The sequence below is a fragment of the Azospirillum melinis genome (assembly GCF_013340935.1).
Lineage (GTDB): Bacteria > Pseudomonadota > Alphaproteobacteria > Azospirillales > Azospirillaceae > Azospirillum > Azospirillum melinis.
In genome coordinates this window covers 1-13,196 of record NZ_WHOS01000060.1, presented here as the reverse complement: position 1 = coordinate 13,196, position 13,196 = coordinate 1, and the positions used below count along the sequence as shown (strand labels likewise).

The 13,196-nt window shown below is 68.2% G+C and carries 12 protein-coding genes; 6 read left to right on the top strand and 6 right to left on the bottom strand.

Annotation, left to right across the window (positions count from 1 at the left end; translation table 11 throughout):
* Window positions 1-27: 27 nt before the first annotated feature.
* Entirely contained in the window at window positions 28-2,067 is a 2,040-nt protein-coding gene (locus GBZ48_RS29170; RefSeq protein ID WP_174474224.1) for an elongation factor G, read from the bottom strand.
* A gap of 624 nt (window positions 2,068-2,691) precedes the next feature.
* On the opposite strand from GBZ48_RS29170, the gene GBZ48_RS29165 reads away from it, so the two are divergent.
* The 3 genes from GBZ48_RS29165 to GBZ48_RS29155 all read left to right on the top strand — a co-directional run bounded on the left by GBZ48_RS29165 (window position 2,692) and on the right by GBZ48_RS29155 (window position 5,619).
* Complete coding sequence (locus GBZ48_RS29165) at window positions 2,692-3,174, top strand: cache domain-containing protein (RefSeq protein WP_174474223.1); 483 nt, start codon at window positions 2,692-2,694, stop codon at window positions 3,172-3,174.
* A gap of 116 nt (window positions 3,175-3,290) precedes the next feature.
* Window positions 3,291-4,952, top strand: a complete 1,662-nt coding sequence (locus tag GBZ48_RS29160) for a methyl-accepting chemotaxis protein (RefSeq protein WP_343049714.1) — start codon at window positions 3,291-3,293, stop codon at window positions 4,950-4,952.
* 199 nt (window positions 4,953-5,151) lie between these two features.
* The gene (locus tag GBZ48_RS29155) at window positions 5,152-5,619 is read left to right on the top strand and encodes a Dps family protein (protein ID WP_098738879.1); all 468 of its coding nucleotides are present in this window, start codon (window positions 5,152-5,154) and stop codon (window positions 5,617-5,619) included.
* A 99-nt stretch (window positions 5,620-5,718) separates the two neighbouring features.
* Here the strand turns inward: GBZ48_RS29155 and GBZ48_RS29150 are convergent, their stop codons facing one another.
* The gene (locus GBZ48_RS29150; RefSeq protein WP_174474221.1) at window positions 5,719-7,389 is read right to left on the bottom strand and encodes a sensor histidine kinase; all 1,671 of its coding nucleotides are present in this window, start codon (window positions 7,387-7,389) and stop codon (window positions 5,719-5,721) included.
* 183 nt (window positions 7,390-7,572) lie between these two features.
* Between GBZ48_RS29150 and mtnA the strand changes: the two genes are divergently transcribed.
* Window positions 7,573-8,664, top strand: a complete 1,092-nt coding sequence (mtnA, locus tag GBZ48_RS29145; RefSeq protein WP_174474220.1) for an S-methyl-5-thioribose-1-phosphate isomerase — start codon at window positions 7,573-7,575, stop codon at window positions 8,662-8,664.
* Between the two features lie 12 nt (window positions 8,665-8,676).
* Here mtnA and GBZ48_RS29140 read toward each other — a convergent pair whose 3' ends face one another.
* Window positions 8,677-8,895 (bottom strand): hypothetical protein, encoded by a 219-nt coding sequence (locus GBZ48_RS29140; protein ID WP_109051884.1) that lies wholly within the window; start codon window positions 8,893-8,895, stop codon window positions 8,677-8,679.
* Window positions 8,896-9,045: 150 nt separating this feature from the next.
* Complete coding sequence (locus GBZ48_RS29135) at window positions 9,046-9,231, bottom strand: hypothetical protein (RefSeq protein WP_174474219.1); 186 nt, start codon at window positions 9,229-9,231, stop codon at window positions 9,046-9,048.
* Window positions 9,232-9,787: 556 nt separating this feature from the next.
* Here GBZ48_RS29135 and GBZ48_RS29130 point away from each other — a divergent pair.
* Window positions 9,788-10,039, top strand: coding sequence for a hypothetical protein (locus tag GBZ48_RS29130; RefSeq protein WP_209798433.1), 252 nt, complete (start codon window positions 9,788-9,790; stop codon window positions 10,037-10,039).
* A gap of 63 nt (window positions 10,040-10,102) precedes the next feature.
* On the opposite strand, the gene GBZ48_RS29125 is transcribed toward GBZ48_RS29130, so the two are convergent.
* Together GBZ48_RS29125 and GBZ48_RS29120 are read right to left on the bottom strand one after the other, a co-directional pair.
* Window positions 10,103-10,882, bottom strand: a complete 780-nt coding sequence (locus GBZ48_RS29125) for a hypothetical protein (protein WP_174474218.1) — start codon at window positions 10,880-10,882, stop codon at window positions 10,103-10,105.
* A 67-nt stretch (window positions 10,883-10,949) separates the two neighbouring features.
* Window positions 10,950-12,092: a Do family serine endopeptidase gene (locus GBZ48_RS29120; protein WP_098738872.1), complete on the bottom strand. Its 1,143-nt coding sequence runs from the start codon at window positions 12,090-12,092 to the stop codon at window positions 10,950-10,952.
* Between the two features lie 281 nt (window positions 12,093-12,373).
* Here GBZ48_RS29120 and GBZ48_RS29115 point away from each other — a divergent pair.
* On the top strand, window positions 12,374-13,196 hold an 823-nt coding region (locus GBZ48_RS29115; protein ID WP_174474217.1), incomplete at its 3' end, for a hypothetical protein.

The window sequence follows — 13,196 nt, the reverse complement described above, 5'->3', positions numbered from 1 at the left end:
CAGCCGGGCGGTGGAGCGTTCCTTTGTCTATTGTGCCGCCAGCATGTCGCGGCGGATTTCCACGGCACGGTCGGCCGCCTTGCCGACCACCTCCTGAAGCCGTTCGAACTCGGCGCTGTAACTGCCGACGCCGAAGGTCAGCGACCGCAACTCCACGATCAGATCCTGCATGTCGGACTGCGGCATGCACGCCTTCACTTCGTCCCAGCCGGGCCAGCCCAGCCGCGCATCGAAGCCCAGCAACTGGCCGCGCCGTCCGCTGACCAGACGCTGTACCTTCGGCGTGAAGGTGCTGGGCACCGCGATGGTGACGGTCAGGATCGGCTCCAGCAGAACCGGCTCGCAGGTCGGCAGGGCATCGGCCATCGCCTGCCGCGCCACCGTCTTGAAGGCCATGTCGGAACTGTCGACGGCGTGGAACTGGCCGCCGGTCAGCGCCACCGCGAAATCCACGACCGGGAAGCCCAGCGGCCCGCGCACCGCCGCGTCGCGCACGCCGGCCTCCACCGCCGGAATGTACTGGCGCGGCACGGCACCGCCGACCACCGCATCCTCGAACTGGATGCCCGACCCGCGCGGCAGCGGGCGGATCTCGACATGGATGTCGGCGAACTGGCCATGGCCGCCGGTCTGGCGCTTGAAGCGGGCATGGTGGCTGGTGCCCTTGCGGATCGTCTCCTTGTAGGGCACCTGCGGCGGCTGGCCTCTCACCGCGACGTTGAAGCGGCTGCGCAGCCGGTCCATCGCCAGCTTCAGATGCACGTCGCCCTGGCCCCACAGCACCAGCTCGCCGGTCTCGGCCGATTGGTCGAGCGTCAGGGACGGGTCCTCGTCCCGCAGTTTCTGCAAGGCTGCGGACAGCTTCACCTCGTCATTGCGGTTCTCGGCGCGGAGCGCCAGCCCATGCACCGGCGGGGCGGCGGCCGGCCAGTCGGCGGGCGGACCCAGGTTGGCCTTCTCGGTCAGCCGGTCGCCGGTCGCCGCCTTCTCCAGCCGGCCGAGGGCCACGAGATCGCCGGCGACGGCCTGCGGTACCTTGGTCTGGTCGCGGCCGAACTGCTGGAAGATGCCGGACACCCGCTCAGCGCCCAGCGTCATGCCGTCGGTGACGGTGCCGCGCCAGATGCGGGCGAGGCTGAGCTTCCCGGCATGGGACCCCATCATCGTCTTCACCACCTGCGCCGCCACCGCCGCGTCGGCAGGGGTGTCGATGCGGGCCGCGGTGGTGGCAACCTCCGGCCCCTCGTGCCGCAGGGCCTTCAGCAGGCGGCGGATGCCGTTGTCGTTCTCCGCCGACCCGAAGAAGACCGGCACGATCAGGTCGTCTGCCAGTTCGTGCGCCAGCGTCTCGTAAAGCTCGGCACTGTCGGGAGCCATGTCCTCCAGCAGCTTTTCCAGCAGGCCGTCGTCAAAATCGGCCGCCGATTCCAGCATCGCCAGCCGCGCTTCCGCCTCCCAGTCGCGGGCGCCGTCGGGCAGGGCGACTAGGTCGGACGGCTTGTGCGGGTTGAAACGCCAGGCGCGCTCGCTGACCAGATCGACCAGCCCGGTGATCTGGCCGTTCTCGCGCAACGGCACCTCGCGCAGCACCAGCTTGCGGGTCGAGACCTCCTGATAGGCGGCGACGACGTCGCGCACCCTGATATCGCCCAACGTGTCGATCTTGTTGATGAACAGCAGATGCGGGATGCGGTGATCGTCCAGCACCTTGAAAAGCGGGGCCAGCAGCACCGCCTTTTCCGGTGCGGCCTCCGCCACCACGATGGCGATGTCGGCGGCCATCAGCGCCGCCTGCGCCTCCCCCGCCAGTTCCACCGAACCGGGGCAGTCCAGGATCGACCAGCGTTCCCCAAGGTAATCGAAGGAGGCGACGTTCAGCTCGGTGCTCATCGACCGGGCCTTCGCCTCCGGCGAGTTGTCGCCCACGGCATTGCCGTCGCGCACGCTGCCCTTGCGGGTGACGGCCCCGGCGGCGAACAGCAGGCTTTCCAGCAGTGTCGTTTTGCCGGCGAGATAGGGGCCGACCAGCGCCGCGCAGCGCGCCGTCCGGATTTGCGTATGCGGCATTCACACCTCCCGTCGAAGCTTCGGGCTGTCGGGACCGGAGGACGGAGCCAGGGCGGGAATCGGGCCGCCGGCGCCGGCCGCCGGGGCGGCCCGTTCGCGTGTGGCACTTCAGACTGGCACTTTAAAGAACTGGCACTTCCTGAAGATTGCGTCCGGATGGGCGACGGGCGGCGGCGGACGGGCGCTGGGAAAACGCATCGGGTCCGGAGCCGGCAGGGCGCCCGCATCGGACTTTCGATGCTCCACCCGAACGGCGCGGCTGTCGATGGAAAAAAGGGGCGGCAAACCGTCACGCGCGGGCTGCGGCAGCGACCGATGCGTCGATAGGCCGCATCGGCGCGCGGATGGCTTGTCCATCCCCGCCCGGCCGCTCTTGCTGCACAGCTAACACGTTCAAACGCAAGGCGATACCGCTCAAAGCTGCGGATCAGATCCATTCATTCGTAATATTGCTATGCTGCAATGCAATATGATCGTGTAGAAATGCAGCGGACAAACGCATGAAACCTTCTGCTAGTAGCCTTACGGGAAAATGGCCGCACGTGAAGGCGACGACGGCCGGATAAAACGTGTCAGGGTCCCCGGCATCTGCTGGCCGGCCCGCAATCCTTGGGGAAAGTGCACATGCGCCTGTGGTTTCGTTTGCTGGCGGTCGCCCTGATTGGCGTCGGGACTGCCGTTTCCGCCCCCCTGTCCAGCCCGGCCATCGCCGAGCAGGCCAAGCCAACGCAGGAGGACGCGAAGTCCATCACCCTGAAGGCGGCGGACCTGATCGCCGCCCAGGGCCTGGACGAGGCCGCCAAGGCGTTCAACGCCGACGGTCCGTATAAGCAGGGTGAGATCTACGTCAACGTCATCGACTTCAGCGGCGTGTGGAAGGTCTACCCGCCGCGCCCGGCCGGCGTCGGCCAGAGCGTCATCAACGTCAAGGACCCGGACGGCCGCTTCATCGTCCAGGATGTGCTGGCCGTCGCCAAGGACAAGGGCGAAGGCTGGGTCGAGTATCGCTGGCTGAACCCCGCCAGCAACAGGATCGAACCGAAGATCACCTATGTGAAGCGCGTGCCCGGCCAGGAACTGGTCGCCTATGTCGGGGTCTACAAGTGACGGTTCCTGCGTAAGGCGGTGACCGGCGGGCAAGGCCGTTGGAGGCGGAACTGTTGGGGGGGAGCATGAGCGGCGGTGTCTTTGCGCGTCTGTCCGGCCTGTCTGTGGCAGGCCGTGTGTTCGCAGCCCCTCTGATGGGGATCGTCCTGACGGTGGCGGCGCTGGTGCTGGCCGACCGCCAGTCGGAACAGGCCCTGGGCGCCGTGGACGCCATCCACCGCGAAGCGGCGGAGCGGCTGGGCCGCATCGACCGGCTGGTCGCCATCGCTTATGTCATCCACAGCGACGTGTCACGGCATCTGGCCCTGTCGGGATCCGGCATCGAAGAGAAGAAGCTCCAGGCCATGCGCGACGCCATCGCCGCCAACCTGGGCAAGGCGCGCGCCGCCATCGCGGAGCTGCGGGCCATGCCGCTGGTCGAGGCGGAGCGGGCGATGCTGGACGAGGTATCGGTGCGGATCGGCGCCTATGCCAAGGCGGTGGACGAGATGAACCAGATGGCGGCCATCGACCGCCTGATCGGCATCCCGATGATGTCCCACACCGACGACCAGTTCGCCGCCCTGACCGCCAAGGTGATGGAGACGCAGGCGGCCATCGGCCGTTCCACCGCCGCCGCCATCCAGGCCACCCGCGATGCCGCCGCATCGGCCCGCCGCGACTTCGCCCTGGTGATGGGCGGGCTGCTGCTGGCGATGATGGCGGCCGGGCTGCTGCTCGCCCGCTCCATCACCCGGCCCTTGCAGCGGCTGTCGAGCAACACGGCCGATCTGGCCGCCGGACAGCTCGATACCGCGGTCGAAGGCGGCTGGATGCGCAACGAGATCGGCGCCATGGCCCGCGCGCTGGAGGTGTTCCAGACCAACGCCCGCGAGGTGGAGCGGCTGACCGCCGACCAGCAGCGCCAGAAGGCGGAAGCCGAGGCGGAGAAACACCGCGCCATCCAGGAGCTGGCCGATCTGTTCGAAGCGCGCGTGGCGGAGGTGGTTCAACTGGTCGGTTCCGGCGCCCATCAGGTGCGCAGCAACGCCGCCGGAATGCTGGAGCGCGCCAACAGCGCCAACCGGCAGGCCGCCACCGTTGCCGCCGCCAGCGCCCAGGCGGGCACCAGCGTCCAGACCGCCGCCGCAGCGACGGAGGAGATGTCGGCCTCCATCGCCGAGATCGGCGATCAGGTCCGCCGGTCCTTCGATATGGTGCGCGGCGCGGTGCGGGCGGTGGAGGAGACCAACGCCCATGTCGTCGGGCTGTCCGACGCCGCCCACCGCATCGGCGAGATCGTCGGCCTGATCAACTCCATCGCCGCCCAGACCAACCTGCTGGCGCTGAATGCGACCATCGAGGCGGCGCGGGCGGGCGAGGCCGGCAAGGGCTTCGCCGTGGTGGCGAGCGAGGTGAAGAACCTCGCCACCCAGACCGCCAAGGCCACGGAAGAGATCGGCGCCCAGATCGCCACCATGCAGGGCGTGACCGGAGCCGCCGTCACCGCGATCAAGGGGGTGGGCGAAACGGTGGTCGGCATCGACGAGATCGTCGGCTCCATCGCCGGGGCCATGGAACAGCAGGCCGCCGCCACCCAGGAGATCACCCGCAACGTGCAGGAGGCCGCCGCCGGCACCGCCGAGGTCTCGCACACCATCGCCACCGTCTCCACCAGCGCCGGAGAGACCGGCACCGCCGCCGGCGAGGTGCTGCGCGCCGCGGAACTGCTGGACGGTCAGGCGGTGACGCTGAACCGCGAGGTGACGAACTTCATCGGCCGGCTTCGGGCGGGCTGAGGAGAACGGGCGGAGGGGGTAGGCACGCGCCCGGGACTCATCACCTGCCGGCGAAGTTTGCCCGCGAAGTTTGGTCGCATCAGACTTGAAACGATCCGCCTGCGCCCAAGCTCTTGTCCCGGGGCCGCGGGGGCGGCGGCCGGTTACGGCCGTGCCGAAGCCGGGGTATGATGCAGGACCCAACAACAAGGATCGAAGCATGAAGATCGACATCGGGATCTCGGACGCAGACCGCAAATCCATCGCCGAAGGGCTGAACAAGGTTCTGGCCGACACCTTCGCACTCTACATTAAGACCCATTCGTTCCACTGGAACGTCACCGGTCCGATGTTCAACACGCTCCACACCATGTTCATGACCCAGTATACGGAGCTGTGGACTGCGCTGGACGAGATCGCCGAGCGTATCCGCGCCCTGGGCTATCCGGCGCCGGGCAGCTTCTCGCAGTTTGCGCAGCTGGCCTCGATCAAGGAAGAGGCGGGCGTTCCCAAGGCGAACGACATGATCCGCCAGCTGGTCGAAGGCCACGAGGCCGCTGCCCGCACCATCCGAGGCGTCTTCCCGCTGGCCGAGCAGGGCAGCGACGAGCCGACCGCCGACCTGCTGACCCAGCGCCTGCAAATCCACGACAAGACCGCCTGGATGCTGCGCAGCATGCTGGAGTAGTCACCGCACCGGCCGCAAGGCGGTCGGTCGAAAGGTTCAGGGCCTCCCCGTCCGGCAGGATGGGGGAGGCCCTTTCCATTTTCAGTCCGATCTTTTTCCTTACGCCGCTGATTTGGCGTGCTGGCGGACCGGCAGATTGGGAATGGTCAGGGTGAAGATTGTGCCGCCATCGCGCTCGATCTTCAGCGTGGCGCCGGCCTGGTGCGACAGCGCCTGCACCAGATTAAGGCCGAGCCCGCTGCTGGCGCCGCCGCGGGTTGGACGCTTATGCTGGCTCGGCATGCCGGCGGGCAGGCCGACGCCATTGTCGCGCACGATCAGCCGCATGCCGTTTTCCTCGCGCTCCAGCAGCACGCGCACCGTTCCCGGATGGCCGTGCGGGAAGGCGTGCAGCAGGGCGTTGGACACCAGCTCGCTGGTGGCAATGGCCAGCGGCGTGGCGCGGTCGGCATCGACGATCCAGTCCTGTGCTTCCAGTTCCAGCCGGGCGGCCGTCGGGTTGTCGGAACGGACCAGCCCGTCGCACATCTGGCGCAGCGCGTCGGCAAAGTTGATGTGTGCCGGCTCGGCCGAACGGTGAAGCAGCTCGTGCAGCAGGCTCATGGTCTGGATGCGGCGCAGGCTCTCGTCGAAGCCGCGCCGCGCCCTCTCGTCGATGCGGGCGGCTTGCAGGCGCAGCAGGCTGCAAATGACCTGAAGGTTGTTCTTCACCCGGTGCTGAACCTCCTTCAACAGCACCTCCTTGTCGGTCACCGCCGCTTCCAGCTGGGCGTTGGCCCGTTCCAGCTGGGCGGTGCGCTGATGAACATTTTCCTCCAGCGTGTCGTAGGCGTGTTGCAGGGCGTCCTCGGCCTCGCGCTCCTTCCGGGCGCGCTGGATGGCGAGCGCGCCGATCACCGCCACCGTCGCGCAGGCCGCGGCGGCGAAGGCGGCGTAAATCCACAGCCGCTCGCTCCAGCGCCGCAGGACGCTTTCGGTGGTGATGGTCACCGCGGCCGACAGGCCGGTGTCGCCGATCGGACGGGTCACGGTGATGTCGTCGGCGTGGCTGACGGTTTCATCCCCGGGATTGCCGCCCGTGGTGCCGCCGCCCTCCGGCTCGCGCAGCAGCGGCGTTCCGTCCGACAGCATGATGGAGATGCTGTGGCCGTAGCCGACGTCGAGCGAGCGGTAGACATCGCGGAAGGCGCGCGCGTCGAGCCCCGCCACCGCCCAGCCGCGCGGCGCGGCGCCGGAACCGCTGGCGGCCGTACCGCCCGGCAGAGGCTGCGCCAGGAGAACCACCGCACGCCTGCCCATCCGGCCGCTGCCGATGGTCATGCCATTCGGCTTCAGCGCCGGCATGCCGGCGCCGGGCGCTGCGTCCGGCAGGCTCGACAGCCGCAGGGCGCCCGCGGCATCGCGGATCTCCAGCCCGACCACGTGGGGAGCGCTGGCCGCCAGCAAGGCCATGCGGTCGCGGGTCGCCGCATCGTCGGGCAGCGGCGTGCCGGCCTGACCGGCCAAGGTCGCCGTCTGGGTCAGCAGCAGGTCGCCCGACTCGATCAGACGGGCGGCATGCTCCGCCGCCAGCAGCCCGATGTTGCCGGCCACGCCGGTCGCCTGCTGGACCGCCTCGTTGCGGTCACGCCAGGCGAACACGGCCGACAGCCCGATGGTCAGCAGAACCGCGGCGGTGCAGGCGATCAGGACCAGCGCCGAACCGGGCAGCCGGTAGAGCGGAGAGGATTGGGAACGCAGCGCGCGCAACGGCATCGTGTCGGAAACCATCTGGAGATACGGCCACTTCATTCTTAGCCGGAAACGGTAACACCGCCCGGCGGGTGACGGTTCCGCCGAACGCTACCCGTGTTGAAGCGGCAGCGGCCACCACCTATTGTGGGGTGCCGACAAAGTCATCCCGCGTTGGTAAGGACTTGGCAAGACTACGGCAGGCATGGGGAGGATAGTTTTATGCGGATCGACGGCACGGCCTATCGCACCATCTGGCCGGACGGCGAGGGTGTCGTCGCCATCATCGACCAGACCAGGCTGCCGCACGACTTCGCCGTCGTCCGCCTGACCAGCCTGGAGGAGGCCGCGCACGCCATCCGCGCCATGCTGGTGCGCGGCGCCCCGCTGATCGGTGCGGCGGCGGCCTATGGCGTGGCGCTGGCCCTGCGAACCGATGCCAGCGACCACGGGATGGAACAGGCCTGTGCCACCTTGCTGGCGACCCGTCCGACCGCCGTCAACCTGCGCTGGGCGCTGGGGCGCATGCGCGGCCGGCTAGCCCCCCTGCCCGAGTCGCAACGCGTCGGCGCCGCCGAGGCGGAGGCTGCGGCCATCGCCGACGAGGATGTGGAGATCAACCGCTCCATCGGCCTGCACGGCGCAGCATTGATCCGCGCCGCGGCAGCACGCAAGGCACCGGGGGAGCCGGTCAACGTGCTGACCCACTGCAACGCCGGCTGGCTCGCCACCGTCGATTGGGGAACGGCACTCGCCCCGGTCTATGCCGCCTTCGAACAGGGCATCCCACTGCATGTCTGGGTGGACGAGACCCGGCCCCGCAACCAGGGCGCCAGCCTGACCGCCTGGGAACTGAAGCAGCATGGCGTTCCCCACACCGTGATCGCCGACAATGTGGGCGGCCACCTGATGCAGCACGGCAAGGTCGATCTGTGCATCGTCGGCACCGACCGCACCACCGCGACCGGCGACGTCTGCAACAAGATCGGCACCTATCTGAAGGCGCTGGCCGCCCACGACAACGGCGTGCCCTTCTATGTCGGGCTGCCTTCGCCGACCATCGACTGGACCATCGCGGACGGTGTGCGGGAGATTCCCATCGAGGAGCGCGACGGCCGCGAGGTGAGCGAGCTGACCGGCCGCACCGCCGATGGCCGGATCGAGACGGTGCGCGTCACCCCCGACGGCAGCCCGGTGGCGAATTACGCTTTCGACGTCACGCCGGCAAGGCTGGTGACCGGCCTTATCACCGAACGCGGCGTCTGCGCCGCCTCGCGCGAAGGGCTGCTGGGGCTGTTTCCGGAGCGGGGGTGAGGGGCGATGGGATCAGGGGCGACGGTTGGACAGGAGCCGCCGCAGCAGCGGCCATCCCAACTGGCGTGGTCTGTCTTCGGCATTCTTGGCATCAAGCCACTGATCGGCCAGTTCACGGACCTGCCAGTCACCGAGAAAACGGTCGCAGTCGATGGCGGTATAGAGTCGAACCCGCTCTTTTCCCAGCCTTTCGAAATAGGCCAGCGCTCTTTGGCGGTCGATGTCTTCCATAGGCCCCAATGAAACGGAGATTGCGGGACGGCCGGTTCTGACCTTTGCCGATCCTCCGGATATTGGGAGCAGCCTGCCGCCCATGCAACTGTCCGTTCGTCGTTGTTCCATCCCCCGGAAGGTGAATGGACCGTCCCCATCGGTGACTGGCTAGCGGCGGCCGGGGTCGAAGCAGTCGGTGTCGAGACGGCCGGTGTGCACGACATCGGCGGACAGCGGAATGCCGGCCCGCGCGGCAGCCTGCTCCAGCGAAGCGCGGTCGGACCAGTAGAGCCGGCCGCCGACCTCCGCCAGGGCGCCCCGCCTCCGGATCACCCACAAGCCGCTGAACGCCATCTCGACGATCCTCCCCATCGGAGAGTCGGATGGCGAGCGGAGCGGCCGGTTCCTGTCTAAGTCTCTATCGACGATTGTCATCTCTGGTCTTCCCAGTGTCGGCCTTTCGGCATTGGGCGTTTGCACGCCCGCAGCCGGAGCTGATTTCTGTCTTCCCCAAGGGGTAGTGGATGAGGTCCTAAAGGGTTTCCCAACCAATTCACAAGAAGTTTTCATCGAAAAATTTCAAACTATTTGTAAACGCCCGCACACAATTTATGTGGTCTTACCACACCATTTGGTAACCATAAATTAAATGGCGTTATTTTCGATGCCGGACACCGGAATTGGCGTACATGCTGTGCCGCATGGTCCAGGCCGCACATCCGCCCAACCTTCCGTACTGCTTGCAATCCAAAAGGAGTGGGGCGCCCTGATCAGATGAGATCGATACCCCTAAATGGTCACAGCAAGGACCGGCGCCACTCACCAAACATAAGCTTGACCGCTTGTTCCCGGCCTGACGGCAGGGTGGCGGTCGGCTTATCGACGTGCCTGTGTTCGAAGGAAGAGACCGATGAAGACCACCATGCGGACATTCACCACCGGGGCGATGGCGCTGATGATCGGCGCGACCCTGCTCGGCGGCTGTTCGAACCTGAACCATCGCGAGAACCGCGCGCTGACCGGCGGCGCCATCGGTGCGGCCGGCGGTGCGGCCATCGGTGCCGTCACCGGCGGCAGCGCCGTCTATGGCGGATTGCTGGGCGGTGCCGCCGGCGCGGCGGTCGGCGCCTTGACGGCGGACGAGGGCAAGCACCGGCGCTGAGCGCCCAGGGGGGCACCAGCGGATGCCGAGGGGACGGGACGGTCGATCCGGCCCCTCCCCTCCCTACTCCTCCTCGTCGTCCTCGAACTGGTCGAGGCTGAGGGAGCGGACCTCGGTGCTCGGGTTAGGAGCGGCAACCGGCGGCATGCTGCTCGGACGGGCGGCGGCCAAGCGGTCGGCAGACGGGCGGGGAGCGGCGCGGCCGGGCGGCAGATGGGCGTTCGGGCCCTTCAGCGGACTGTTCAGCGTACCGCGCGGGCCGATGCTGGGTTCGTCGCCGAAATCGGGCAGCGGCGGGATGCGGTCCATCACCCGCCGGATCAGGGCGGCGATGCGGTCGGCCTCGCCGCGCAGGGCCTGCCCGCGCTCCCCCTCATAGAGCGGGTCGTCCAGGAACTTGCGGATTTCCAGGACGCCGCGCAGCTCCACACCGCACATCTCATGGGTGCCGATGGGCAGGGCCTTCACCCGCGCGAAGCTGGCGAAGAAGGCGGCGCTGCCCTCCACGAACTGGACCACCATGCGGGCGTGCAGACGCTCCAGCGCGGTGGTCATGGGGTCGATCAGATCCTCCATCTCCTCCGGCGCCGCGTCCAGCCGCTCCTGGGTCAGGGCGGCCAGCGCAAAGAAGTCGCGCACCCGCCGGCTGAAGCGGCGATAGCGGGCCAGCCCGCCGACCGACACCCGCTCGCGCGCCGTCTGGGCCAGTTCGGCCGACTGCTTCAGCATAGCGTCGAGCCGCATCAGCAGCGTCGCGATCTCGCGCTGCCGCTGGGCCGCGCTGCGGCCGGGCGTGGGCGCCGGCGGAGCGGCCGGACGGCGGGGAGGGTTCGAACGCATCATGCCGGTACGGTGTGGCTCCTCGACGGTCTTCGGTCAGCGCTGTGGCGCCGTCAACGTTGTGGTGCGGTCAACGCTGGGTGCGGACGGTGACCGACTTTTGCCCGCCCTCGCGCATCACCGTCAACTGCACCGGCGTACCGACGCGCAGAAGGCCGATGCGGTTGCGGAAATCGGTGGCGCTGCGCACCGGCCGGCCATCGACCGCGATCACCACGTCGCCGCTGCGCAGACCGCCACTGTCGGCCGGCGATCCGCGCTCGATCTTGGCGATCAGCGCGCCTTCGTCGCCCTTAAGGCTCATGCTTTCCGCAAGGTCGGGCGTCAGGTCCTGGATGGCGACGCCCAGCCGGCCGCGCCGCACCTCGCCATATTCGCGCAGCTGTTCCACCACCGACCGGACGATGCTGACCGGCACCGCGAAGCCGATGCCGACCGAGCCGCCGGCCGGGCCGATGATGGCGGTGTTGATGCCGATCAGCTCTCCCTGGAAATTGACCAGCGCGCCGCCGGAATTGCCGGGGTTGATCGAGGCGTCGGTCTGGATGAAGTCCTCGTACCCTTCGATCTTCAACCCGCTGCGGCCCATTGCCGAGACGATGCCGGAGGTCACCGTCTGCCCGAGTCCGAACGGGTTGCCGATGGCGACGACGAAATCGCCGACCTTGGTGCGGTCCGAGTCGCCGATGGACAGCGCGGCCAGCCCGTCGGCCTTGATCTGCAGAAGGGCGATGTCGGTGGCGGCGTCGCGGCCGATCAGCTTGGCCCGCAGGCGGCGGCGGTCCTTCAGGGTCACCGCGATCTCCTGCGCGTTCTCCACCACATGGTTGTTGGTGACGACATAGCCGTTGCGGGCATCGATGATCACGCCCGACCCGGCGCTGACCTGCGGCTTGGACTGCGGCATCTGGTCGGGAAGGTTGAAGAAACGGCGGAAGAACGGGTCGCGCAGCAGCGGGTTTTCCGCCTGGGGCGCCTGGCTCAGCACCGAGATGTTCACCACGGCCGGCGTCACCTGTTCCAGCATCGGGGCGATGGTGCCACCGCCGACCGCACCCAGGGGAAGCGCCGCCTCCGCCGGCGAGGCGCCGAGGCCGATGGCGGAACCGATCCGGCCCAGCGCCGAGTCGGCCGGTGCCACCAGCGCGCCGCCGGTCAGCGCCGCGATCCCGACCGCCGCCGCAAACATCACCGGACGCACCGCCGTCTTCATGGACTGTTCCTTTCCTTTTGGGAATTTCTAAGGCGAGATGGCCATCGATCGGGCTGATTTGGGATAAAAACGAAGGTGGTTCAAGCCTGTCGGCCATCTGACGGCCTTTAGACCCCATCCGGCCCCTGTGGGCGCGCCCTGTCCGCCAAAATCCGCCGTCCCGATGATAACGTGGCGGCGTCGGAAACTCCCGGTAAAGAAATACGGTGGTATAGGACGATGGTCGGCGCGGTCCCGGAGACGCCGGGAAGGCGCGGCTGTCGAGGAACGGGTTGAGCGCTATGAGCGGCGGGTCACTGCTCGAACTGACCGAGCAAGAGTATCTGCAGATGGAAGAGGCCCTGTCGCAGACCGCGCGGGGGCGGGCCTTCCTGCGCATGCGCGACCGGCGCAGCCGCGTCGTCGCCTCCGACGAGTTCCACCGGCTTGTGGACAAGCTGGGCACCCAGGTCGACCGGCTGAGCGGCACCTCGCCCAGCGCCTTCACCGCCTTCGCCCCCGGCGAGGACCCGCGCATCCAGCAGGAGCTGACCGCCATCACCCAGGTGGTGCGCGAGGCGCGTAGCGACATCGCGGCCCTGAAGGCGACCGACACGGGATCCAACCGCATCGAGGCGGCGACCGGCGAGTTGGACGAGATCGTCGCCGCCACCGAACGCGCCACCACCGACATCCTGAACGCGACGGAGAAGATTCAGGAAATCACCATGTCGATTCCACGCGACGACGACGATCTGGCCGAACGGATCGACGCGGTCGAGGCGTGGTGCATCGAGATCATGACCGCCTGTTCCTTCCAGGACATCACCGGCCAACGCACCACCAAGGTCGTCAACACGCTGCGCTACATCGAAGAGCGCGTTAACACGATGATCGAGATCTGGGGCGTCGAGCGTCTGGCCGTCGACCCCCAGCAGCATGCGTCGGGCGAGGTGTCCTCGCACCGCAAGCTGGGCGACACCCGGCCGGACGCGCATCTGCTGAACGGACCGCAACTGGGTGGGCCGGAGGTCAGCCAGGACGCCATCGACGCGCTGTTCGACAGCGTGCCGGGGGTTGCGGAGCGGGCCGAGCCGTTGCCGGCCGATGTGGAGCCCTCCCCAC

What these genes read in the sequence shown, in the direction of transcription:
- GBZ48_RS29170 (WP_174474224.1), bottom strand. Translation starts at nt 2,067, where the DNA reads ATGCCGCATACGCAAATCCGGACGGCGCGCTGCGCGGCGCTGGTCGGC.
- GBZ48_RS29165 (WP_174474223.1), top strand. Translation starts at nt 2,692, where the DNA reads ATGCGCCTGTGGTTTCGTTTGCTGGCGGTCGCCCTGATTGGCGTCGGG.
- GBZ48_RS29155 (WP_098738879.1), top strand. Translation starts at nt 5,152, where the DNA reads ATGAAGATCGACATCGGGATCTCGGACGCAGACCGCAAATCCATCGCC.
- GBZ48_RS29150 (WP_174474221.1), bottom strand. Translation starts at nt 7,389, where the DNA reads ATGGTTTCCGACACGATGCCGTTGCGCGCGCTGCGTTCCCAATCCTCT.
- mtnA (WP_174474220.1), top strand. Translation starts at nt 7,573, where the DNA reads ATGCGGATCGACGGCACGGCCTATCGCACCATCTGGCCGGACGGCGAG.
- GBZ48_RS29140 (WP_109051884.1), bottom strand. Translation starts at nt 8,895, where the DNA reads ATGGAAGACATCGACCGCCAAAGAGCGCTGGCCTATTTCGAAAGGCTG.
- GBZ48_RS29135 (WP_174474219.1), bottom strand. Translation starts at nt 9,231, where the DNA reads ATGGCGTTCAGCGGCTTGTGGGTGATCCGGAGGCGGGGCGCCCTGGCG.
- GBZ48_RS29130 (WP_209798433.1), top strand. Translation starts at nt 9,788, where the DNA reads ATGAAGACCACCATGCGGACATTCACCACCGGGGCGATGGCGCTGATG.
- GBZ48_RS29125 (WP_174474218.1), bottom strand. Translation starts at nt 10,882, where the DNA reads ATGATGCGTTCGAACCCTCCCCGCCGTCCGGCCGCTCCGCCGGCGCCC.
- GBZ48_RS29120 (WP_098738872.1), bottom strand. Translation starts at nt 12,092, where the DNA reads ATGAAGACGGCGGTGCGTCCGGTGATGTTTGCGGCGGCGGTCGGGATC.